General features: G+C 42.6%; 22 protein-coding genes. 9 read left to right on the plus strand and 13 right to left on the minus strand.

What is annotated here, in order from left to right; translation table 11 throughout:
- The first annotated feature begins 27 nt into the window (after positions 1-27).
- Positions 28-750 carry a DUF2628 domain-containing protein gene (locus AC4CVD_RS02020; protein WP_490751908.1) on the plus strand — a complete coding sequence of 241 codons (723 nt, stop codon included), beginning with the start codon at positions 28-30 and terminating at the stop codon, positions 748-750.
- Positions 751-808: 58 nt separating this feature from the next.
- Here AC4CVD_RS02020 and AC4CVD_RS02025 read toward each other — a convergent pair whose 3' ends face one another.
- The 3 genes from AC4CVD_RS02025 to AC4CVD_RS02035 all read right to left on the minus strand — a co-directional run bounded on the left by AC4CVD_RS02025 (position 809) and on the right by AC4CVD_RS02035 (position 3,452).
- Positions 809-1,666, minus strand: a complete 858-nt coding sequence (locus tag AC4CVD_RS02025; protein ID WP_004692542.1) for a LysR family transcriptional regulator — start codon at positions 1,664-1,666, stop codon at positions 809-811.
- A 160-nt stretch (positions 1,667-1,826) separates the two neighbouring features.
- On the minus strand, positions 1,827-2,063 hold the full coding sequence (locus AC4CVD_RS02030; RefSeq protein ID WP_004692541.1) for a DUF2061 domain-containing protein: 237 nt from the start codon (positions 2,061-2,063) through the stop codon (positions 1,827-1,829).
- Between the two features lie 414 nt (positions 2,064-2,477).
- Positions 2,478-3,452, minus strand: a complete 975-nt coding sequence (locus tag AC4CVD_RS02035) for an IS110 family RNA-guided transposase (protein WP_150378074.1) — start codon at positions 3,450-3,452, stop codon at positions 2,478-2,480.
- Positions 3,453-3,798: 346 nt separating this feature from the next.
- On the opposite strand from AC4CVD_RS02035, the gene leuC reads away from it, so the two are divergent.
- The 4 genes from leuC to leuB all read left to right on the plus strand — a co-directional run bounded on the left by leuC (position 3,799) and on the right by leuB (position 7,681).
- A complete protein-coding gene (gene leuC, locus AC4CVD_RS02040) occupies positions 3,799-5,232 on the plus strand; it encodes a 3-isopropylmalate dehydratase large subunit (RefSeq protein WP_490751911.1) in 1,434 nt (477 codons plus the stop codon).
- Positions 5,233-5,253: 21 nt separating this feature from the next.
- Positions 5,254-5,904 (plus strand): 3-isopropylmalate dehydratase small subunit, encoded by a 651-nt coding sequence (gene leuD / locus AC4CVD_RS02045; RefSeq protein ID WP_005400865.1) that lies wholly within the window; start codon positions 5,254-5,256, stop codon positions 5,902-5,904.
- 99 nt (positions 5,905-6,003) lie between these two features.
- Positions 6,004-6,564: a hypothetical protein gene (locus AC4CVD_RS02050; RefSeq protein ID WP_010325844.1), complete on the plus strand. Its 561-nt coding sequence runs from the start codon at positions 6,004-6,006 to the stop codon at positions 6,562-6,564.
- A 37-nt stretch (positions 6,565-6,601) separates the two neighbouring features.
- Entirely contained in the window at positions 6,602-7,681 is a 1,080-nt protein-coding gene (leuB, locus tag AC4CVD_RS02055) for a 3-isopropylmalate dehydrogenase (RefSeq protein WP_010325845.1), read from the plus strand.
- 54 nt (positions 7,682-7,735) lie between these two features.
- On the opposite strand, the gene AC4CVD_RS02060 is transcribed toward leuB, so the two are convergent.
- From AC4CVD_RS02060 to infA, 3 genes are all read right to left on the minus strand, one after another.
- The gene (locus tag AC4CVD_RS02060; protein WP_490751913.1) at positions 7,736-8,164 is read right to left on the minus strand and encodes a hypothetical protein; all 429 of its coding nucleotides are present in this window, start codon (positions 8,162-8,164) and stop codon (positions 7,736-7,738) included.
- 300 nt (positions 8,165-8,464) lie between these two features.
- Positions 8,465-8,671: a hypothetical protein gene (locus tag AC4CVD_RS02065; RefSeq protein WP_348927412.1), complete on the minus strand. Its 207-nt coding sequence runs from the start codon at positions 8,669-8,671 to the stop codon at positions 8,465-8,467.
- Between the two features lie 142 nt (positions 8,672-8,813).
- A complete protein-coding gene (gene infA / locus AC4CVD_RS02070; RefSeq protein WP_004692529.1) occupies positions 8,814-9,035 on the minus strand; it encodes a translation initiation factor IF-1 in 222 nt (73 codons plus the stop codon).
- Positions 9,036-9,265: 230 nt separating this feature from the next.
- Between infA and AC4CVD_RS02075 the strand changes: the two genes are divergently transcribed.
- Positions 9,266-10,273, plus strand: coding sequence for an AraC family transcriptional regulator (locus AC4CVD_RS02075; RefSeq protein ID WP_004692528.1), 1,008 nt, complete (start codon positions 9,266-9,268; stop codon positions 10,271-10,273).
- An 87-nt stretch (positions 10,274-10,360) separates the two neighbouring features.
- Here the strand turns inward: AC4CVD_RS02075 and truA are convergent, their stop codons facing one another.
- The 5 genes from truA to asd all read right to left on the minus strand — a co-directional run bounded on the left by truA (position 10,361) and on the right by asd (position 16,186).
- Complete coding sequence (gene truA, locus AC4CVD_RS02080) at positions 10,361-11,158, minus strand: tRNA pseudouridine(38-40) synthase TruA (RefSeq protein WP_490751915.1); 798 nt, start codon at positions 11,156-11,158, stop codon at positions 10,361-10,363.
- A gap of 12 nt (positions 11,159-11,170) precedes the next feature.
- On the minus strand, positions 11,171-12,139 hold the full coding sequence (locus AC4CVD_RS02085) for an asparaginase (protein WP_490751917.1): 969 nt from the start codon (positions 12,137-12,139) through the stop codon (positions 11,171-11,173).
- A gap of 49 nt (positions 12,140-12,188) precedes the next feature.
- Positions 12,189-13,493 carry a hypothetical protein gene (locus AC4CVD_RS02090; protein ID WP_490751919.1) on the minus strand — a complete coding sequence of 435 codons (1,305 nt, stop codon included), beginning with the start codon at positions 13,491-13,493 and terminating at the stop codon, positions 12,189-12,191.
- A gap of 65 nt (positions 13,494-13,558) precedes the next feature.
- Positions 13,559-14,926, minus strand: coding sequence for a type IV pilus assembly protein FimV (locus tag AC4CVD_RS02095; protein WP_490751920.1), 1,368 nt, complete (start codon positions 14,924-14,926; stop codon positions 13,559-13,561).
- 141 nt (positions 14,927-15,067) lie between these two features.
- Positions 15,068-16,186: an aspartate-semialdehyde dehydrogenase gene (gene asd, locus AC4CVD_RS02100; protein ID WP_004692521.1), complete on the minus strand. Its 1,119-nt coding sequence runs from the start codon at positions 16,184-16,186 to the stop codon at positions 15,068-15,070.
- Positions 16,187-16,371: 185 nt separating this feature from the next.
- Between asd and AC4CVD_RS02105 the strand changes: the two genes are divergently transcribed.
- Positions 16,372-17,481 carry an endonuclease/exonuclease/phosphatase family protein gene (locus AC4CVD_RS02105; RefSeq protein ID WP_490751922.1) on the plus strand — a complete coding sequence of 370 codons (1,110 nt, stop codon included), beginning with the start codon at positions 16,372-16,374 and terminating at the stop codon, positions 17,479-17,481.
- 290 nt (positions 17,482-17,771) lie between these two features.
- Here the strand turns inward: AC4CVD_RS02105 and AC4CVD_RS02110 are convergent, their stop codons facing one another.
- A complete protein-coding gene (locus AC4CVD_RS02110; protein WP_426979004.1) occupies positions 17,772-18,710 on the minus strand; it encodes an LpxL/LpxP family acyltransferase in 939 nt (312 codons plus the stop codon).
- 408 nt (positions 18,711-19,118) lie between these two features.
- Entirely contained in the window at positions 19,119-21,014 is a 1,896-nt protein-coding gene (locus tag AC4CVD_RS02115) for an ATP-binding cassette domain-containing protein (protein ID WP_419283082.1), read from the minus strand.
- 35 nt (positions 21,015-21,049) lie between these two features.
- On the opposite strand from AC4CVD_RS02115, the gene AC4CVD_RS02120 reads away from it, so the two are divergent.
- A complete protein-coding gene (locus AC4CVD_RS02120; protein WP_004692513.1) occupies positions 21,050-21,295 on the plus strand; it encodes a SlyX family protein in 246 nt (81 codons plus the stop codon).
- Positions 21,296-21,476: 181 nt separating this feature from the next.
- On the plus strand, positions 21,477-22,466 hold the full coding sequence (locus tag AC4CVD_RS02125) for a hypothetical protein (RefSeq protein WP_490751924.1): 990 nt from the start codon (positions 21,477-21,479) through the stop codon (positions 22,464-22,466).
- The last annotated feature ends 32 nt before the right edge of the window (positions 22,467-22,498 follow it).

Here is a 22,498-nt window from a genome sequence, read left to right on the forward strand (position 1 = left end):
ATAAAAATAAGATAAAAGTAGAAATTTATGTCTTTTGATCATCAAGCTTTTACTGACACTACATCTTTAGACTCTGTCGCTTCAGTTAATCAATTAGAACAAGATCGTGCCCTGTTTATAGGTGTGAAATATGAGTCTTACTATCAAGCTCAATTTCAAAAAATCACGCCAAGGAAACAATATGCAGGTTTTAATATTGCCGCCTTTTTCTTAGGTGTGGTCTGGTTATTTTATCGAAAAATGTACAGTTATGGCTTTATGGCTTTATGGCTTTATGGCTTTATGGCTTTATGGCTTTATGGCTTTATGGCTTTATGGCTTTATGGCTTTATGGCTTTATGGCTTTATGGCTTTATGGCTTTATGGCTTTATGGCTTTATGGCTTTATGGCTTTATGGCTTTATGGCTTTATGGCTTTATGGCTTTATGGCTTTATGGCTTTATGGCTTTATGGCTTTATGGCTTTATGGCTTTATGGCCATTGGTTTGATTGTGGTCATAGGGATGGTTGAAATACTTTTGGGGATTGAAAGTTCTGGTGCAAATATTGGCTTGGCCGTAGCATTTGGAATGTTTGGGAAGACCTTGTATAAGCATCATGTCGATCAGCAGATTGCCAAAATTCGCCAATTTGGAAATAGCAACGTCAATACGGAATTAGAAAATCGTGGGGGTACAAATATCGTAGCAGGTTCGATCTTGCTGGTGATTTGGCTTGGGCTGGTTGCACTGGCTATTAGTGCTTCTTAATTCGCTCGCGCAAAATAAAAAACCATCCTTGTGGATGGTTTTTTAATGCCTGTAAAGCTTAGTTCATCATTGCAATCAGTTCTTGCACCGCACGAGATTGGGTTCTGCCCGGATGCCAAACCATACCGAGTTGACGGTTCATTTCGAACTTCACATTCAACTGCTGTAGGTCTTGGTTAATCATCGTTTTTGGAAGCACTGACCAGCCCAGTCCAATCGATGCCAACATACGAATCGATTCGAGTGGATTATTGCTCATGGTGATTTTAGGTTTCAGCCCTTGTTTTTCAAACTCTGCCAAGGTGATTTGGCTGGTATAGGTTTGTGATGCAGGCAATAAACTTGGGTATTGAATCAGGTCTTCGAGTTGTAGGTTTTGCATTTGTGCCAGCGGATGAAACGGTGCTGCTACAAAAACTAAAGGATCTTCCCAAATGGTGACGTACTGCAAACGTTCATCGAGTTTAGGCGGTAGGGTTAAAAATGCCAATTCCAAATCACCCGCCAGTACTTTTTCATGCGCTTGCTCGGAGTCGACAAAGTGCACATCTAAGGTGACATTTGGAAAGCTTTGCACATAGCTACGTAAATGGCTCGGCAAGTGATGCAAACCAATATGGTGACTGGTGCCAATTTTGAGTTTGCCTTGGACCATGCCTTGTTCATGACTCAAGGTATGGTGAATGTCACCCAGTTCATTGAGCCAGTTTTTAACTTTAGGCAGCAGTGAATGTGCGGCATGTGTGGCTTGTACACCACGACCCGCAGACTCAAACAGTTTCACACCAAAATATTCTTCTAAACTATGAATACGTTTGGTTACAGCAGGTTGCGTAATGAAGAGTTGATCTGCGGCTAAAGAAATAGAGCCGGTTTCCATGACTTTTACAAAAGCTTCGAAGGCTGCAAGATTCATAAGGATAATCTAGTTATGAAAGTATAATTAAATTATAAAATAATTTTATATGAATTGCGATCTTTAAAATGAACGGGAGCTTATTGGATCTGGACTAAAATAAAAAAAGATCACTTGATGTGATCTTTTGGAGAGTTGAGAGGGCGCTTGATATAAAGGCTTAAGCGGGAATATTTTCTTCTGTGGTACGGTTCTTTTTCTCCCAAATACGTTCATGGAAAAAGAATGCGAAGGCTTGAACGGTTGGTTCTAATAAGCTGAGGGTGACCGCCATCCATAAGTTACCTGTGACAAAGTAAGCCACAATCATGGCCACGGTAATGTGCATGATGTAATAGCTTAGGGTTTTTTTGAATATGCGTTGATTGTTCGCTACAAATTTCTGAATGTTCGCCATGATAAATACCCTCTCAATAATGCCTTTCATTTGCAAATAGTAATTATTATCATTAATAAAGTCAAAATGAAATTTTGATTGCTCATGATTGGGTTTTTGAATGTAAGGTGACGTAGTCGATTGTTTGGAATGTTTTACTTGATAAAACAAGCTTCTGTAGATTTCACTCTTTAGTCTATGCATAGGTCGCTGTCTTACTATTCACATCAACGAAGCGAGCTTCAAAAGTATGGGTCTAAATAGGGAAGATAAACCTTGCATGGCTGAGCAGAGACATATACTGCGAGGCCTACAATAGGTTGATAAATAGGCTATAGCGCTTGAATTAAAACCAACGATGAGGGCTTGCAATCAAAGGGATTGAAACAAAGAGATACCGTCTGAAACGTCAAGCAAATTATTGAGAATTCATGCTCAATAATCCGCTTGATAAGGTTGTTGGTGTTTGAGTACACCATAACAAAGATGAACCAACTTCCTCATCGCAGCTCCAATCGCCATCATTTTGGTTTTACCATTGGCCAATAATCTTTCATTCATCCCTCTAATGTGGGGATTATGCCGAGTTGCGACAATGGCTGCCATATATAAACCGGCACGTATTTTGGAAGAGCCCGCTTTGGATAAACGGCTTCTGCCATGAATGGAGCTACCTGATTGCTTTTGAATGGGGACCAAGCCAACAAAGGCGGCCGCTTGACTAGCGCTTTCAAAAGTATGGCTGCGCAAGAAACTGAGCATTAATAAACTGGTTCGATCTGCAATAGCTGGAATACTGCTGAGCAGTTCTTTATCATTTCTTAAATCAGGATTCTGATCGATATGAGCATCAATTTGCTGGTCGATACCCTGAATGTGCTTGTTTAACTGCCTAATACTCTTATGGATAGACTGAAGTACAGGTTCCATCGTGAAGGTAGACTCTGCTTTTTCCAAACGATTCTTTTCACGTTGTAAATCTTCACAAAGCACAGCTCTTCTATCTAGCAAAGCATTCAGAAATTGAATAGGTTGGGGTAAAGGTTGCCAAAAATGTAGATCGGCAGTCATCGCAAATCGAGCTAGAACTTCACTATCCACCTTGTCTGTTTTATTTAGCTTAGACATACTCTGAGCAAAATATCGAGCTCTGGCAGGATTGGTTACACAGACTTGATAGTCCGCATCAAATAAATATTTAGCCAAGAGTTCATGATAAATAGATGTGGCTTCCATTAAGATAATGGTCTGCGTAGAAGTTGCAGCATGCTGCTTTAGCCAGGTTTGAAGTTGCTCAAAACCTTTTGGTGTATTTGAAAAAGTTTTGGTTTTCTTTTTACTTGCAGAATTTTCTAAAATTAAACAGCAATCAATTTTAGCTTTAGCAACATCAATACCAAGATAAAACATAATCTTTACCTGCTTTATTTATCCAATTATTGTTTTAGCATAACCACCGTCTTTTCTTGTGAATACAGCATCAAAGTGCTTAGTTACCGTCCAGAGTTGTGCAAGTGGTTAGGGCAAATTGTAGGTTTTATCTCTTTCACAGACTAAAAGTCTTAGGTCTATTACAAACTCTACAATTTGCATATAGTGGAAGCTAATCACTACAAGCTCCAAGATACAAGGTATTAATTTAAAATAATTCCAAAAAGTTTCTAAATTAATAAAAATGATAAATTAGATTTATGTGAAATCGTCGCTATAATCGATTTTAATGAAAGAATTACCCAGTCCAGTGGAGTCAATCGACATGGCAGGCGAAAACCAACAAGCAAAAACATTGTATGACAAATTGTGGGATGACCACTTAGTAAAACAACGCGACGATGGCTCGGCTTTACTCTATATCGACCGTCATTTATTACATGAAGTGACTTCTCCGCAAGCCTTTGAAGGTTTACAACTTGCGGGTCGTAAACCATGGCGTTTAAGTGCGAATGTGGCAACCCCTGATCATAACGTTCCAACATCGACCAAAGAGCGCTCAGAGGGAATCGCAGGTATTGAAGATGATACTTCACGTATCCAAGTTCAAACCTTAGACGACAACTGTAAAACCTTTAATGTGGTGCAGTTTGACATTAATGATGTCCGTCAAGGCATTGCACACGTGGTCGGGCCTGAGCAAGGTTTGACTTTACCGGGTATGACGGTGGTGTGTGGAGACTCTCATACGGCAACACATGGTGCATTTGGCTGTTTGGCGCACGGGATTGGTACATCTGAAGTGGAGCATGTATTGGCAACCCAATGCTTGGTTCAAAAGAAGATGAAAAACATGTTGGTGCGTGTTGATGGTCAATTGGGTCAGGGCGTAACACCGAAAGACGTGGTTTTAGCCATCATCGGTAAAATTGGTACTGCAGGCGGTACAGGTCATGCCATCGAGTTTGGTGGTCAAGTGTTCCGTGATATGTCGATTGAAGGTCGTATGACGGTGTGTAATATGGCGATTGAAGGCGGTGCACGTGTAGGTATGGTTGCTGTCGATGACAAAACCATTGCCTATGTCAAAGACCGTCCATATGCACCACAAGGCGCACAGTGGGATGCTGCTGTTGCATATTGGAATACCTTACATTCGGATGCAGACGCGCATTTTGACACAGTAATTGTATTGCAAGGTGAAGAGATTGAGCCACAAGTGTCTTGGGGTACATCGCCTGAAATGGTGATTCCAGTGACTCAAGCTGTACCAACTTTAGAACAAGCCAAAGATGAAGTGCAACGCAATGATTGGACGCGAGCTTATAATTATATGGGTTTAACCGCAGGTCAGGCATTGGCTGATATTCAATTAGACCGTGTCTTTATTGGTTCATGTACCAATTCACGCATTGAAGATATTCGTGCCGCGGCTGAAGTGGCTAAAGGCAAAAAAGTGGCAAGTACGATTAAACAAGCCATGGTGGTTCCAGGGTCTGGTTTAGTGAAAGCTCAAGCAGAAGCTGAAGGCTTAGACAAAGTTTTGATTGAAGCGGGCTTTGAATGGCGTGAGCCAGGTTGTTCAATGTGCTTAGCCATGAATGCAGACAAATTACAACCCGGTGAGCACTGTGCATCGACCTCTAACCGTAACTTCGAAGGTCGTCAGGGCAATGGCGGTCGTACGCACTTGGTGAGTCCAGCAATGGCAGCCGCAGCAGCGATTGCAGGTCACTTTGTCGATGTGCGTTCATTTTAATTCGGGCTTGGGAGCATAGACATGAAAAAATATACCGTTGAACAGGGTATCGTTGCACCTTTAGACCGTGCCAATGTCGATACAGACTTGATCATTCCAAAACAGTTTTTGAAATCCATTAAGCGCACGGGTTTTGGTGAAAACTTATTTGATGAGTTGCGTTATTTAGATGAAGGTTTTTTAGGACAAGACAATTCTAAACGTCCTAAAAACCCTGATTTTGCATTGAATCAGCCACGTTACCAAGGGGCCAGTATCTTAATTTCTCGGGCGAACTTTGGTTGTGGCTCAAGCCGCGAACATGCGCCGTGGGCATTGGAAGAATATGGTTTCCGTACTGTGATTGCACCCAGCTATGCCGACATTTTCTTTAATAATAGTTTCAAAAATGGCATGTTACCTGTGATTTTGTCTGAAGAAATTGTTGATCAACTTTTCAAAGAATGTGCAGCAACAGAAGGTTATCAGCTGACGATTGATTTGGGCGCGCAAGAAGTGCGTACACCATCGGGCGAAGCCTTCACATTTGAAGTCGATCCATTTCGTAAGCACTGTTTGTTAAATGGTTTGGATGATATTGGTTTAACTTTACAGGTTGCAGATGACATCAAAGCCTATGAAGAAAAGACCAAAGCATCACGTCCGTGGGTGTTTGCTGAAATTCATGCTTAATTGAAAATTCGATGCATCTAGTGCTTGAGTCCATCTCTTGTTAATATCGAGCAAAAGAATTTTAAACGTTTTGCTACTGGTAAAGGTTGGGCTTGAACAATGGTGACGAGTTACAGTCGTATCGCTCTACTGGCGTTGGTGGGAACATTAACTGCCTGCCAAAGCATGAATACGGCAAGCATAAAGCGTATTCAGGATACCCCAGCGAGTAAAAATAATGCACAGCTTTACTGTACTGGTACGGTGAACTGCGAATTTGAGCGATGGAATCAGATCAAAATTGTGGATGCAGACAATCATCGTGTCAGCCGTGAGGCTATTCGAGAGAAGGTTGTGCGGTTAAAACGAGATGATTTGAATGAAGCGAATGCCTTGTTTCTGTCAGTGCCAGCGGGGCAACATGAACTGGTGATTCGCTTCTATCCCGTTTCGGTCGATCGCGCTGAAACGCTGCATGTCATTCATCGTTTTAAGCCTGCGGAACGCTACACCTTTAGAATGTTCCGTGCGCGCAGTCGACATCAGGGAAGTTTGTTGAATATGTCTGCACCTGACCCTTTATGTGTCGATTTAAAGCAAAACCAAAGAACAATTCGTCGTTTTTGCAAACCTTACAATGTCTTAAATGGCTTGGGCGAGTTTGTAGAACAAAAACTTTAATCGTGTGAGTCAGAACTCACCAACAATGGAATATTTCATGTCTAAACATATTTTGATTTTGGCTGGTGACGGCATTGGTCCTGAAATTGTAAAAGCCGCAGAACAGGTACTTACACGAGTCAATGATCAATTCAATTTAGGTTTAACGTGGGAACAGGGCCTACTCGGTGGGGCTGCCATAGATGCACACGGTTCACCTTATCCAGATGTGACCGCAGCACAAGCTAAAAATGCAGATGCAATTTTACTTGGTGCGGTAGGTGGTCCGAAGTGGGACAACATTGAGCGTTCGATCCGTCCAGAGCGTGGTTTGTTAAAAATTCGTAGTGAATTAAACTTATTCGCGAACTTACGTCCAGCTATTTTGTATCCGCAATTGGCAGATGCATCAAGCTTAAAGCCTGAAATTGTAGCAGGTCTTGATATTCTTATCGTTCGTGAATTAACTGGCGGGATTTATTTCGGTCAGCCACGGGGGATTCGTGAACTTGAGAATGGTGAAAAACAAGGTTTTAACACCGACGTTTATGCTGAGTCTGAAATTAAGCGTATTGCGAAAGTGGCTTTTGAAATGGCTGGTTTACGTGGTGGCAAAGTCTGTTCGGTTGATAAAGCCAACGTCCTTGAAGTGACGGAGCTTTGGAAACAAACCGTAACGGCGATGAAAGAAGCTGACTATCCAAACATTAACTTGTCGCATATGTATGTCGATAATGCTGCAATGCAATTGGTGCGAGCGCCTAAACAGTTTGACGTGATTGTGACAGGTAACTTATTTGGTGATATCTTGTCTGATGAAGCCGCGATGTTGACAGGTTCAATTGGGATGTTGCCATCAGCATCCTTAGATGAAAATGCGAAAGGGATGTATGAGCCATGTCATGGTTCGGCGCCCGATATCGCAGGACAAAATATTGCCAACCCATTAGCCACTATTCTTTCAGTAGCTATGATGTTGCGATATACCTTCCGTGAAGAAGCTGCTGCTCAAGCGATTGAAGATGCAGTAGGCAATGTCCTAGATCAAGGCTTGCGTACCGCTGATATCATGTCTGAAGGTATGAGCAAAGTGGGTACTGCCGAAATGGGGCAGGCGGTTGTGGCTGCACTGAACTAAGCCAAAAATAATTTGAAAACGCAGCCATCCGCTGCGTTTTTTTATGCCCAAGCTTTAATAACCTTTACAAGCTTTACCTCGATATTGAATTGATTGCGCAATATTATCTTTTAATAAAAAGTGGACTTGGCACTCTAACTGAACATCATAGAATGGAGTATGTGTGGGAATAGGAATCGCACCGACACTGCTGTCGCTACGCATAGTGGGCATAGGGGTTGGAATTTGAATCCGCCTGACAATGGTGTAACTCAGTTGGTTTGGTGTTTGAATCGGCGTACCTAAAGTTTCATAACCGAGTTGACGTAAGTTGAGTTCGCGCCGAATGCTCGATACATCTTGGCCGATATATTGTTCTAAATAGTCGGGGAGCGCAATTTTAGCGGGTGAAACGACGGTCTGGTGTTGCGTTGGAGAGCTGCTGCAAGCTTGAAGCAGTAGAAAGCAGATGGAACTAAAAAAACTGACAATAAAGGGCTTCATGATCATCCCCTAAGCAGAGAAAGACCCTTTTAGTATTGTATATCTGAACGTTCGTTTGAGTATGTTTCGAGTAATTTGAGATAAACGGTATGTAGGCGACTCAACATAACGCAGCCGCTAACACGCTTTGCCGATGTAGTGAATAGATTCCACAAGATCATCATGCAGTCTGAACTCAATGTTGCATTTCATTTCAATATTCAGGCTACCGCTGAAAGGTGTCGGAATGGGCGCACCCATACTGACACTGGTTCCAAGATTGGGGGTTACCATCGGAATAGGCATATTACGTAACAGAGTTTAGGTCAGTTTCTCTGGGGTATATACAGGAGCACCGAGCACTTTATAACCCATGATATTGAGGTTGAGTTGATTTTGAACTTGATGTGACGATTGTCCGATATAGTGTTGTAAAGTTTGCTTGAGCCGAGTTTCGCTTGTTGTGGCACAAGCAACACATAGCATTGGGAACAGTAAAATAGCGAGCTTCGTTGAAGTCGTCTTCATTATTGTTTTGGCGTATTAGGTTGTTATCTCATTTAATTATAGTTTGATTTTTGCTTGGAATATAGTTGATTCATAACGTTTTAGTCTGAGCGCAGACATTAAAAAAGCCACTTAAAAAGTGGCTTTTTCGCTTCGCTAAAACTTAGCGCGCACGATAAGTGATACGACCCTTAGACAAATCATAAGGTGTCATTTCTACTTTAACACTGTCGCCAGTCAAAATACGAATATAGTGTTTACGCATTTTACCAGAGATGTGAGCAATCACTTCATGACCGTTTTCTAAACGTACACGAAACATAGTATTAGGAAGCGTCTCGGTGACAACGCCTTCGAACTCGATGAGTTCCTCTTTATTGGCCATAGCCTACCTGAATGAATAAATTGGAAAGGCGCAAATTATAGTCAATTTTTTTGCATAAAACAAGGCGGAATGGGCGGTTGCCTGATCATCTGTCAGTAAAATAAGCGAACAAGCGGAATAAATATTTTCAACAAAAAAACTGTATAAGTTGTTGTCAGTTCGGTCAATCGCAGTTAATCTAATTTTAATGTTTTATGTATAAATGAAGAACATACAAGGAAGGTTCTAGCGTGGGTCAGCTAACGGATGCATCGGTTGTATTGCGATTAGGCTACCAAGCGATTCGTCGTTCAGGGTTGCCAACAGAAGAAATTTTAACAAAGGCTGGTGTTGCATTAAATCAGATGGAAACCAATGAGCGTACGCCTTTGAGCGCACAATACGCTTTTTGGGTGGCGGCAGAAGAGGTGAGCCGAGATCCAGACATCGGTCTACATTTGGGTGAAAATCTACCTTTATACCGTGGCCAAGTGATTGAGCATTTATTTATTTCATCCGAAAACTTTGGTGAGGGTTTGAAACGCGCTTTGGCTTATCAGCGATTGATCAGTGATGCCTTTCATGCCAAGTTGGTGGTTGAAGATGACCGGTGTTATTTGACCAATGGGGAACAACCTTGGGCTGAAAATTTGGTCAATCGACATTTTTCTGAATGTGCGATGTCAGGTATTTTACGGTTCTTTAAATTTATTACTGAAGGGCGCTTTGAACCGATCTATATTGATTTTAACTTCAGTAAAGGCGCGTTTGATGATGAGTATTTCCGCGTATATGAGTGCCCGGTTAGTCTAGGGCAAAAAGAAACCCGCTTATATTTTGACCCAAGTATTTTGGCTTATCCGTTGTGGCAAGCGGAACCTGAATTATTGCAACTGCATGAGCAGTTAGCGATTGAAAAACTTCAAGAATTAGCCCGTTATGATTTGGTGGGTGAAGTCCGTCGCGCGATAGGTTCAACCCTAGAAAGTGGCGAAACCACACTTGAAACAGTGGCTTCACAGCTCAGTATTACCCCAAGGCGTTTACGCACACAGCTTAGTGAGGCGAATACTAGCTTCCAGCAAATTTTGTCTGATTATCGCTGCCGTTTGGCAAAAAAACTTTTGGCCAATACGGCTGAAAGTGTAGAGCGTATCGTGTATTTGACGGGCTTTTCTGAGCCAAGTACCTTCTATCGTGCATTTAAACGCTGGACCAATGAAACCCCAGTGGAATATCGCAAGCGTAAGCAGCGTTAAGAAATCCCTCCTAACCTCCCTTTATAAAAGGGAGGAATTTCTCCCCTCCTTTGAAAAAGCCGGTTAGGTGGAGGATCTAAAAATAAATTATTCAGGCATATTGAGCCAGTGCGGCCCAAGCGGCTGCTTAGGTAGCTCAAACTGCGCTGGATAGTCGGCATGAATGAAATATAGCCCATCAGGAGGGGCAGTAATACCTGCGGCTTTACGGTCTTCTGCTGCGAAAATAGCCTCAATATGCTCGACTTCATACATACCTTGACCAATTTCCAGTAAGCAGCCCATGATATTACGGACCATATGGTGCAAGAAACCATCGGCCTGAATGTCGAGGACCAAATATGGACCATGTTGAATTAAGCGACAATGGCTAACATGGCGCACAGGTTGATTGGATTGGCATGCGGCTGCACGGAAGCTTTCAAAGTTATGCGTGCCTTCGAACTTTTGAGCAGCTTGCATCATCTTCGCCACATCTAGTGCGTAATAAGCGTGTGTGACTTGTTTATGCATAAGAGCAGGACGTTGCTGGTGATTATAAACCACATAGCGATAACGACGTGCCTGCGCTTTGAAGCGCGCATGAAAGTCTTGGTCCATCGCTTTGATCCACTGGATCGAGATATCTTTTGGCAGTTGGCTGTTGCTGCCCATTAACCAACCGCGCTCTGAACGAAGTGCCGAACTATCAAAATGCGCCACCATATTGGTGGCATGGACGCCCGCATCGGTACGACCAGCACCATGTAAGCTAATTGGCTCATTGGCAATTTTAGAGAGTACTTTTTCAATCGTCTCTTGTACGCTGATCACACCTGTTTGCTGGGTTTGCCAACCACGATAGTGTGTCCCACAAAACTCAATGCCGATCGCAAAACGTTGCATATGTACCTCAAATTAACCCAAATCATGCCAATGGCTGAAGCGTGCTTCAGCGCTGGGGTATTGTAAATACATTTTAAGGGCTTTGGCATACAGATCTGCATGCCCGAGGCAATCACTAACAATTATTTTGGCCTGAGTTGTCCACGCGGCAACTGCATAGCGCTGATCAGTACGGCCGAAAGGGACTTGGGTGCTTAAGATAACAACACAGCCTTGTGCGTAAAATTCATCGAAAAGTGCTATCAACTCGGCATTTACGGCTAAATTACCCGTTCCAAAACCCTGTAAAATAAGGAAATGTGGTGGGGCTGTAAGCAGGTTTTTCAAATTCTGCAATTGTTGCGCTAAGGCAACAGGTTGCATCATCAGATTGAGGCAATTGAACTGGTGGGATTGTTCTACATCACCTGTTTGTACTATGTGTGTTTTTAAGCTATGTGGAATCGGCTGTTCAGCCATGACGCCTGTAAAAGCATCCAGTTCTGTGGTATGTCGTTTTAACGCGGTTTGCGCATGCAATACCTGTTGATGAAAAGCCAGATACACTCCGACAGGATGTTTCATCACCGCATCTAAGGCAAAATTCAAATTACTAATCGCATCGCTAAATTCACGCGTATCTGTACCTTGTACATTCAGCAATGGATATTGGCTACCCGTGAAAACCACACGTGCGGAGTCTGCGATAAAGTGTGCGGCGACAGCACTGGCATAGCTTAAGGTATCTGTGCCATGAATCACGACAAAATGCTGGAATTGTTGCAGTTGTAATTGTTGAATCTGCTGAATCAGCAATAACCAGTCTGCAGCCGTACAGGCGCTACTGTCTTTAATGACGGGTGCAATAAAACATTCAATGTCGAGATGAATCGGCAAGACATGTGTGAGCTTGGGAATAAAGTCTTCGGCAGGCATTGGTTGTAAGGGTTCGCCAATACAGCCAAAGGTTCCACCCATATAGATAAGCACAATTTTTTTCATTATAAAAAAAGCAGTCGGTGATGACTGCTTTAGTTTAAAACGAAATGGCTTAGTATGCTATGCGACTCAGTAACTGTTCTACTTGCTGACGTTGTTCCGTAGAGTAACTTGGTTCTTGTTCAACCAAAATTTCACGTGCAGCTTCGAAAGCGCCGAGTTGAATGTATTGTTCAGCCAATTCAATGTTTAAGTGTATTTCATTGACTTCGTTCAGTTGAGGGAAAGACTGTACCAGAGGATCGCTTTGATCCACCGTATTGGCAGGTGCAGTAGACTCTAGACTAAAACTGAGGCTTGGCGTAACAACTGCTGGTGTTTCTTCTACTATCGCTTCACTTGAGCTAACCGTATCAAAAGAAAAAGCAGGGATGTCTTTTACTGCTTCAGCTGTGGATTCGCTTGAAAAATCAAATGTAAATTCAGGACGCTCATCTACAGCAGCCGGCGAAGTTTCTGCTTCTGGCGCTGTTGTAGCTGCTGTGTCGAGATTGAACGAAAAATCTAAAGGTTGGATGTCAGCTGCAGCAGTTTCTGCTGGTTGAGCAGGCGTGCTTTCTAAAGAGAGTGAACCGAAATCGAGCGGTTTAAGTTCTTCAGCAGGTTTGGCTGGTTCTGCTGTTGGTGTATTTAAACTAGAGATATCAAAATCTAAGCTTTGAACTTCGATACTCGGTTCAGGTTGAGCCGTTGTTGTGGTGGTAAATGCTAAGGTATCAAAATCAAGCGGTTTAATGTCTTGAACCGGTTCAACAACAGGAGCTTGCACAGGAGCAGGAGCCGGATTGTTTGATGACATCAGGGCATCGAAGTCGGCAGTATTGGTCGCTTCTACAGGTTTTGGTGCAGATGGTGCAATTTCAGTTGGTTTAAACTCAATCGTGTCACGGCTATTTTGATGTAATTGATCGTAATCCGATTTTTTGGCTTCTGCTTGTGCCAAAATATCATCCAGTTCTAAAGAACGTAAATGATTCAGTAATTGGCTGATGGCAAACTCATCTTTTTGAAGCAAGTGAATATCGAGCAACAGTAAATATAATTCGTGTTGTGAATTGTCTTTATTTAGGGCTTGGTTGATTTGTGCTTCAGCTGAGAAGAAATTGCGGTCGCGAATTTGACCTTCAATTTTATTACGTAGATCTGTGGCGAGTGGTGTCGTGGCTTTTTTAGCAACAACATCTTCAACGACTTGAGTTTGTTGCGGGGATTTTTTAGACGAACTGGTTTTTTTGGCTTTATTTTTTGCAGCAACCGTTTTTTGAGTTTTTGGTTCTGCTTCTTTACTCGCCTCACGCTTTTTTAAGACTATGGCAACAACCAATAGTAAGATAAATGGAATCACATAAATAAGCATGTTTTACCCCTTTTGAACTTGTCTTTGTGCAAGTTCATCCAAAATCAAATAATCAAAATAACACTTTAGTGTGTTGGCTTTTTCTCAGTTTGTTGTGCTTTCAATTGTTGTTGCAATTGTGCAAGACGAGCGTTTAGTAATTGAATTCTCTGATCTTTCTGATTAAGTGCCACTTCTAATTGTGTTACGTTTCTCTGTAATTTAACGGTTTTTTCACGAGATGTCATAACTTTAAATGACAACTCGTTTGATGTTTGATTCTTTTCTGTCGACTTCTTGGCAGAACCGTGGCTTGAATCTTGCTCTTTCTCTGCAACCAAACTCATCTCTGCTTGATTGAGGCGGTATTTCGCCTTGCCGGATTGCTGTGAACTTTGTTTTGGAAGTGATGAAACGGAGGCTTTTTGTTCTGATTTTGCTGTTTGTAGACCCGTTAAATTGAGGTTAGCACCACGACGTAAGCGGTTTACGTCACCTTGAATAAAGGCATGTTCATTCTTGGCTTTAATTTGTTGCATGACTTCACCGACAGGACGGTTTTCATCAGCAGCAATGCGCGATGCAATGCCCCAGAGAGATTCATTTGACCGAACTACATGGGCACTTTGAGGTGCGGCTTGGCGTGCAGTAGTTGCAGGGGCAGCAGGTATTGTTTTTGCTGTCGATGGACTAGCTTGAGGGCTAGCCTGTGCTGAAATTGGCGCATCTGATTTTTGAACTGAATCGGCATACTTTTGCACTAACGGATCTGCCGATTTTTTCGCTTGAGTAATCGGTTCAGCACGTGGAGTTGATGTTTGAGCAGCTGCTGCAATTTGTGTAGACGCTACTGAAATAACTTGCGTTGGCGCTGTAATAGCGGTCGCACTCATGCTTGGTGGGGTATGGTTATTGAGTTTGAGTGGTGTCGTGTTTGTCGTCGGCGCAGCTGTTGTTTTTAAGCTATTGAATTGTGTGCTAACAGGTAAGTTCAGCGCAATATCTTTTTCGTTGACAATCACCACCGGTTTTAAGGCTTTTTCATTATTATTCGTACGGGCTTGAAGTGCTGCCGAGCGTTTATTGGCTGTTTTAATATGTTGTAGCCGTGCCGCATTGCCTTCTTTGATTTTGACGACAATGTTCAGTTCCGCTTCAGTTAAAGGGCGTGAAGAAGTAATCGTAATCACACCTGTACTGGCGCTGGTACGACGGGTAAAAAAGTTCAGATTACTGGGCGGCTGATGCATGACACCAAGAGACATTAAATCTTCTGCGCTGGCTAGACTGGCTTGAATCGGAGCATTCGGATCGGCATCGTGAAAGTTCAATTCTGCATACAATAGCTCCCCAGGTGCAGATTGAATTTGAATAGGATCAACAGTGATCGCATTCACATTTTGCGAAGCAATAATGGCTAAAATGGCTATCTTTAATTTGTTATTTACGGTCATCTTAATCTTTAGCTCGGTCACAGATCGCAAAGCGAAAATTATAGATTAGCGAGTTGTGTGTTATTTGTAAAACGTTAACATCAGGGTTACAAAAAAAAGCCGATCAAGTGTGATCGGCTTAATACTTTAGCGGGTAAATGCTTAAGTATTTTTGTAGTCAATCAGGATACGGAGCATACGACGTAAGGGTTCTGCAGCACCCCAAAGCAATTGATCACCGACAGTGAAAGCACCTAAGTACTCTTTGCCCATATTCAATTTGCGTAGACGACCAACAGGAACAGTTAATGTGCCTGTTACAGCCACAGGTGTTAAGTCAGTCATAGACGCTTCACGGGTATTTGGAACCACTTTTGCCCATTGGTTTGCGCTACGTAACATATCTTCGATTTCATCGAGAGGCACGTCTTTCTTCAGCTTTAATGTTAAAGCTTGAGAGTGACAACGCATCGCACCAATACGTACACAATGACCGTCAATCGGAACGATTTGCTGGTTGCCCAAGATCTTGTTGGTTTCAACTTGACCTTTCCATTCTTCTTTCGACTGACCGCTGTCTAATTGTTTGTCGATATAAGGAATGAGTGAGCCTGCTAATGGCACGCCAAAGTTTGCTGAAGGGAAACCTTCGCCACGTTGTAATTCCGCAATTTTAGAGTCGATATCTAGAATTGGAGAGCGTGGGTCATCTAACAAATCTTTGGTGTTGTTGTACAAATAGCCCATACCAGAGATCAGTTCACGCATATTTTGCGCACCAGCACCCGATGCTGCTTGATAAGTCATCGAGGTTGCCCATTCCACTAAATTGTTTTGGAATAAACCACCTAAGCCCATCAGCATCAGTGAAACTGTACAGTTACCGCCCACGAATGTTTTGGTACCGTTCACTAAACCATCTTTAATCACGTTCATGTTGACAGGGTCAAGTACGATGATGGCTTCATCTTCCATACGAAGTGTAGATGCCGCATCAATCCAATAGCCTGTCCAGTTTTCTGCTTTGAGCTTCGGGAAAACTTCTGAGGTATAGTCGCCACCTTGGCAGGTAATAATGACATCCATTTGCTTCAGACTGTTAATGTCTGATGCATCCATAAGTGCTGGGGCAGTTTTACCGCCAAACGCAGGCGCTTCACCGCCTGCATTACTGGTAGAGAAATAAAATGGCTCAAAATGAGCAAAATCATTCTCTTCAACCATACGTTGCATAAGGACGGAACCAACCATCCCGCGCCAACCGACCAGACCTACTTTCATGTCACTTTGCCTCGGTGCGTTAAAAATTAAAAGGGGATTCGAGTGTATCAAAAGAGCGCTTAACTGCAAGCACTACACAATGAAAACAGCAATTATATTGTGCAATATATCTTGTTTATGTTACATGCAAAATTGATATTAATTTATGAATCTACAAAAAATTAAGAATATAAGAGTGGGTATCTATGATCTGGGTTGAGTTGCTGGCATGTGTTGTGATTTGGTTAAGCTTCTGGTCACTGATTCCACGAGATGAATGGTGGTTTCGAGGCGCAGATTTTCCACGCTTACAGATTTTGGCATTGGGGTTGATTGCATTTATCTTGATGTTAGTTTGGGATGCTCCTTGGAATTGGGTGCGTGAAGTCATTTTGCTGGGGTTGATTGCGGCAGTGGCGTACCAACTCAAAATGGTGTTGCCTTATACCTTTATGTGGAAAAAGCAGGTCAAAACGGTTGCCAAAACAGAGTTACAGCCAGAATGCCAGATTTCTTTAATTGTGTCGAATGTACTAACGCCCAATACTCAATATCACTTATTGCTGCAACAGATTCATCAGCATCAACCGGATTTGATTTTGACTTTAGAGTCGGATGCACATTGGGAACAAGCCTTGAGTGTATTAGAAGATGACTATCCCTATCGGGTTGCAGTGCCTTTGGATAATCTGTATGGCATGCATTTGTACAGTCGTTTAGCGCTTAAAGATATTGACGTTAAGTTTATTTTGAGCGATGAAATTCCTTCGATTCATGCCACAGTCATCTTAAGGTCAGGACAGCCAGTGCAACTGTACTGCTTACACCCGAAACCGCCAAGTCCGACCGAAGCCAAAGACTCTACTTTACGTGATGCTGAATTATTGATAGTCGGGGATCAGATTAAAGATTTGGATGAGAGCTGCATTGTGATGGGGGATTTGAATGATGTGGCATGGTCGCGCACGACACGACTTTTTCAACGGATCAGTGGGCTGCTAGACCCGCGAGTTGGACGACATTTTGTCAATACTTTTCATGCAGATTATCCCTTACTGCGCTGGTCACTGGATCATGTTTTTCACAGTACGGATTTTGCCTTAGTGCAGATGCAGCGTTTAGCACATATTGGTTCAGATCATTTCCCTGTATATGTGGTGCTTCAAACCGGTCGGGTGTTTGAGCAATTACAAGAAGAGCTAGAGCAAACCGAAGCCGATGAGCAAGAAGCGCAGGAGGCGATTGAAGATGGAATTGAGAAAGCGGAACGGGAAGGTAAGCAGGTGACAGATAAAATTGCCAAAGATTACCAGTAAACATACGGGGTGCTCGGATTTCATCAGTGTAGGATATGGCTTACAGGGATTTGGGAATCTGACGAATGGTTAGTCATTTGGTATCCCCGTATTCTAGTCTCATCAGCAGATGGAGCGGGAATGGATCATCCCAGTATGGAAGTTGAAGCTGATGGAAATCATCATGGATATGATGTGGGTATGGAATGCCACCGAATAAAACAAGAATAACGTTGAAAGCACAACCTCATGTACCCGAGTTTTGCAGGACGCAGAACTCGGGTTCTACTTTTTAAGCAGCTCTTTTTTTGTTAAGAATAAATCTTGTCATAGCCTGCAGGGCGAGTTTTAAAGCGACGGTGGAACCACATATATTGAGTCGGAGCAATACGGAGTTGATTTTCAATAATTTGATTCACGCGTGTCGCATCATCGACTTCATCTTCACTGGGTAAGTTTTCCACCGCAGGTTCAATCAACACTTTGTATTGTGGGTTTTTAATATCCCCATTACGATAAAAATACAGAGGAATGGCTGCGGCTTTGGTCATTTTCAATAAACGACGGTGTGCTGTAACTGTCGCTGCGGGAACGCCAAAAAATGGCGCCATAACACCTTGTTTTAAACCAAAGTCTTGATCTGGACTATACCAAATGGCATGGCCATTTTTTAAGTAACGGACCAAACCACGCATGTCATCATGATCAATTTGATGTGCATAAATGGTGGCACGACAACGGTAAATGAGCATATCCAGCAGTGGATTATTTTGCGGGCGATACACCACATCTGGTTCAAAATACTGCGCGCATAGATAACCACCCGCATCGAGCAAAGTAGAGTGGGTTCCTAAAAGCAGTGCACCTTTGCCTTCTGCTTGTGCTTTTTGAATATGTTCTAAACCTTCAATACTGACACGGCCAGTAAACCACTTTGGGCTGTACCACGCATTCAGCGTTTCAAATACGCCCAGCATTTGATCGATAAAAACTAAACGGGCATTTTCAAGGACTTCTTGGGCCGACCATTCAGGGAAACACACCTCCAGATTACGAACGGTGGTTTTACGTCGCGACTTCAAATATTTAAAGCTGAGGTTACCTAAGATGGTTGCCAGTCGGTGTTGAATTGCCCATGGAAGAATCGCCAATATCATGAGAAAGACGATACCAATCCAAACGCCCCAATATTTGGGATGCAGAAAAGACCACTGAAATTCACCGGGTTGATAGTCTGGCTTTGAACTCATAAATTGCGATAAAGGCTGAAAAAAGAATGTTTCGAGTTTAGCATGAAGCAAGAATGAAGGGTCAATGTTCAGCATTAACCAGATGTCCGTACTCTTCAAATGTGATGTTATGTGGACTTTAATGATGTAGCCGAACACACCTCAATGGAAGTTAAAAGTTGCCTCAATCTCTCGCAACATTTGCCCTGTTTTCATTTTGATGAAATTCGTAAGATGAATAACAAAGAAAGGAGGAAGAGAGGGCATCAATGTTCAAAACATTATAAGTTTAAGTGCTTTGTTGATGCTTTTGAGTGTTTGTGTTCCTGTACCGTATGACGAAGGAGCTAATAGGTGGCGAGCATCGTCAGCCACGTTTAATAAAAAACTCCGCGTCACGCGGAGTTTTTTTATGGAGCTTACGAAAAATTATTTGGTTAAATTTTCCAGTTCTTCCCAACGTTCCAGTTTTTCCAGCAATAGCTCATCAATTTCAGTCAAACGATTCGACAACGTCATCGCCTTGTCTGCATCTGAAATAAATAATGAACCATCTGCAAGTGAGGCATTGATTTCCGCTTGCTCTTTTTCCAGTGCTTCCATTTCGGCCGGCAGCTGTTCAAGCGCTCGTTGATCTTTATAGCTGAGTTTGACTTTTTTAGCAGGTACTGCGTTCGCTTCAGCTTTCGCCGCTGCTTTTTTCACAGCACTTTTTTGGTCAACCGCAGTTTGGTCTGGTCGCTGTTGTAAGTAATCTTGGTAACCACCGATGTATTCATCGATATTGCCTTTACCATCGAACACCCAAGTTGAGGTGACTACGTTATCCATAAAGGCACGGTCATGCGAAATAAGCAGTAAAGTGCCTTTGTAGTCAGACAACATTTCTTCTAGCAGCTCTAGTGTTACCATATCCAAGTCATTGGTGGGTTCGTCCATCACGATTAAGTTAGATGGCTTAAGTAGTAACTTGGCTAAAAGAATACGGTTGCGCTCACCGCCTGAAAGAGCTTTGACTGGTGTACGCGCACGTTCTGGTGAGAACAAGAAATCTTGCAAATAGCTGTAAATGTGACGACGGTTACCATTCACATCGACATGGTCCGAACCTTCTGACACGTTATCTTTGACAGATTTTTCAAGGTCGAGAGCATTACGTAATTGGTCGAAGTAAGCCACTTCCAATTGCGTACCTGTTTTCACCGTACCCGTATGTTCTTGTTCGCCTAAAATGGCTTTAATGAGGGTAGTTTTACCGACACCGTTGTCACCGACAAGACCAATACGGTCACCACGTAACACCAATGCGGAGAAGTCTTTGATGATCGGCGCATCATGACCAAAGCGAACGCTTAAGTTCTCAATTTCAAAGACCACTTTACCTGAACGGCTAGCGTCTTGTGTTGCCATACTGACTTTGCCTTGCTGTGAGCGACGCGCTTTTGATTGTTCACGTAGTTCTTTTAAGGCACGTACACGACCTTCGTTACGCGTACGACGCGCTTTAATGCCTTGGCGAATCCACACTTCTTCTTCAGCTAAACGTTTGTCAAACAGTGCATTCTGCTTTTCCTCGGCTTCCATTTGCTGTGCTTTCAGCTCGAGGTAACGTGAGTAGTTACCTTCATAGCTGCGTAGGGTGCCGCGGTCGAGTTCAACAATTCGAGTCGCAATGCTGTCCACAAATGAACGGTCATGCGAGATGAACAGTAAAGTTAAATTATTTTGATCAAGTAAAAACTTCTCGAGCCATTCAATACTTTCAACGTCCAAATGGTTGGTTGGTTCGTCCAGTAATAGCACATCGGGTTGAGTAAGGAGCGCACGAGCAAGCAGCACACGGCGCTTACGACCACCCGATAAATCGGCCAAATCGGCATCTGGGTCTAGGCCCATTTTACTTAAAATAGAATTGACTTTGGTTTCTAAAGCCCAGCCATCCAACTGATCTAGTTTGTGTTGCAAATTACCCATGCGGTCACATGCTTCCATGTCTCCAAGTACACAAGCATCACTGGCTTCATGATAGGCTCTGAGCACATCAGCGGCTTCACCTGCGCCGTCTGCCACGATATCCGCCACTTTGCCCGAGTCCATTGGGACGTCTTGCGCCAACATCGAAATGGTAATGCCATTTTGTAGAGAAACTTCACCAGAATCGGGTAATAAGCTTCCCTCGATCAGTTTAAGTAAAGTAGACTTACCTTCACCATTACGACCAATTAAACACACTCGTTCACCGCGCTCTAATGAAAAGTTCGCGCCGTCGAGCAAGGCAGGTCCACCAAACGCAAGTTGGACATCCCTTAAAGTAATATAGGCCATAATGTTTCCTGAAAAATCTCAAATGAGGACTTGAAGTGTCTAAACAACAAAATATTGATAATCAAGCGCCATTGTCCGCACCCATTGAAGATTTGCAAGTCCGAATTGCATTTTTAGATGATTTAGTTGAACAGCTCAATGAACAATTGGTGATTCAAGGACTGGAAATTGCTGATTTAAAAAAACAAATGCAAATTTTGTATCAACGTGTTGAATCTTCAGATTTGTCCGATGGAATTGCGACATTTGATCCGATGGCCGATCGCCCACCACATTATTAAGTTCATTTGCTGTCTGGGGCACAAAAAATGAGGTGATGTAGATTAAGAATATTGCTGAGTCTTCTCCATTTTTTTGTTTTGCCCAACTTATAAGCCAGATTTGACTGACGAAATCATTTGACCTTTGATGCAGTTCCTACTCTAATAGCCGCTTTCTGGTGCATCCCATAAAAACTGTCCTATGACTCAAAAAGTTGTTCTTCTTGACCTTGAAAATAATACTCCTAGCGCAAAAACGTTACGTGAAATTGTGGAGCATTATCCGACTTTGTATTTGTTTCATTGCCAAGGTCAATTTGAGTATGCGTTGCAAGATTTGACGGAACTGGCTGCTTGGATCAGCAGTGGTCAAGTGGTGATTTTAGACACGCCCAAAGCCGAGCAAAAAGAGTTCGAATACGCCGTTGTAGTGGGGCAGTTAATGGCTTTGCTTGAGCCAGAGACGCAGGTTGAAATTATCTCTGCGGTCAATACAACAGAGATACTTTTGGACTTAATGCAATCTTCGGATATTCAGAGCAATTTGATTCTAATACAGTCTGAAGCTGTACCAAGTCAACGTCATCTTCCCAGTTTAGACAGCATCAAAAATCAGCCTTATTTAACAATGGTCAAAAAATATTGTGATGCTTTGGGGAAAATGTCAGGTAAGCCGAACACATTGGACGGTCTAAAAAATTCAATAAGTAATATTTTGCAACTCGTACCTGAAAAGACGCAGCGGGTGGTGGGGATGTTGATTAATCTCAAAATCATCAAACGCTATGATGAGCAGATTCGCTTTCGTAAAAAAGTGTTGAAGCAGTGGTTAGCACTGAATTTAGATGAACAAGACCCAATTACACAGCCGCAAAGCATGCAACAAGCGCTACAGCAACTGCAAAAAGACAGTGTCGTGGATAAGCTTGAACCAACTGTAGATACGCAGTCCGCGCAACAAGAGTTGTTTAAAAACTTTGCACAGATTGACCCTGTACAGCTTGAGGTCGCACGAAAACTGCGCGAGTTAAAAACCAATAAACCCAAAGATATCTATGCGCTCCGTGATTTGCTTGAGCAAATGTTTCCGAAGTCAGATGTGCGTATGTTACTGAAAGAGTTACTCGATAAAGGCTATATTTACTGGAATGGACATGAAGTTCTATATAGTCATGAAATGTTCTTAAATTAATTTTATCGTTCAAACTTGCGTTTTATATTGTG

It is taken from the genome of Acinetobacter sp. LipI_23 (genome assembly GCF_058243045.1).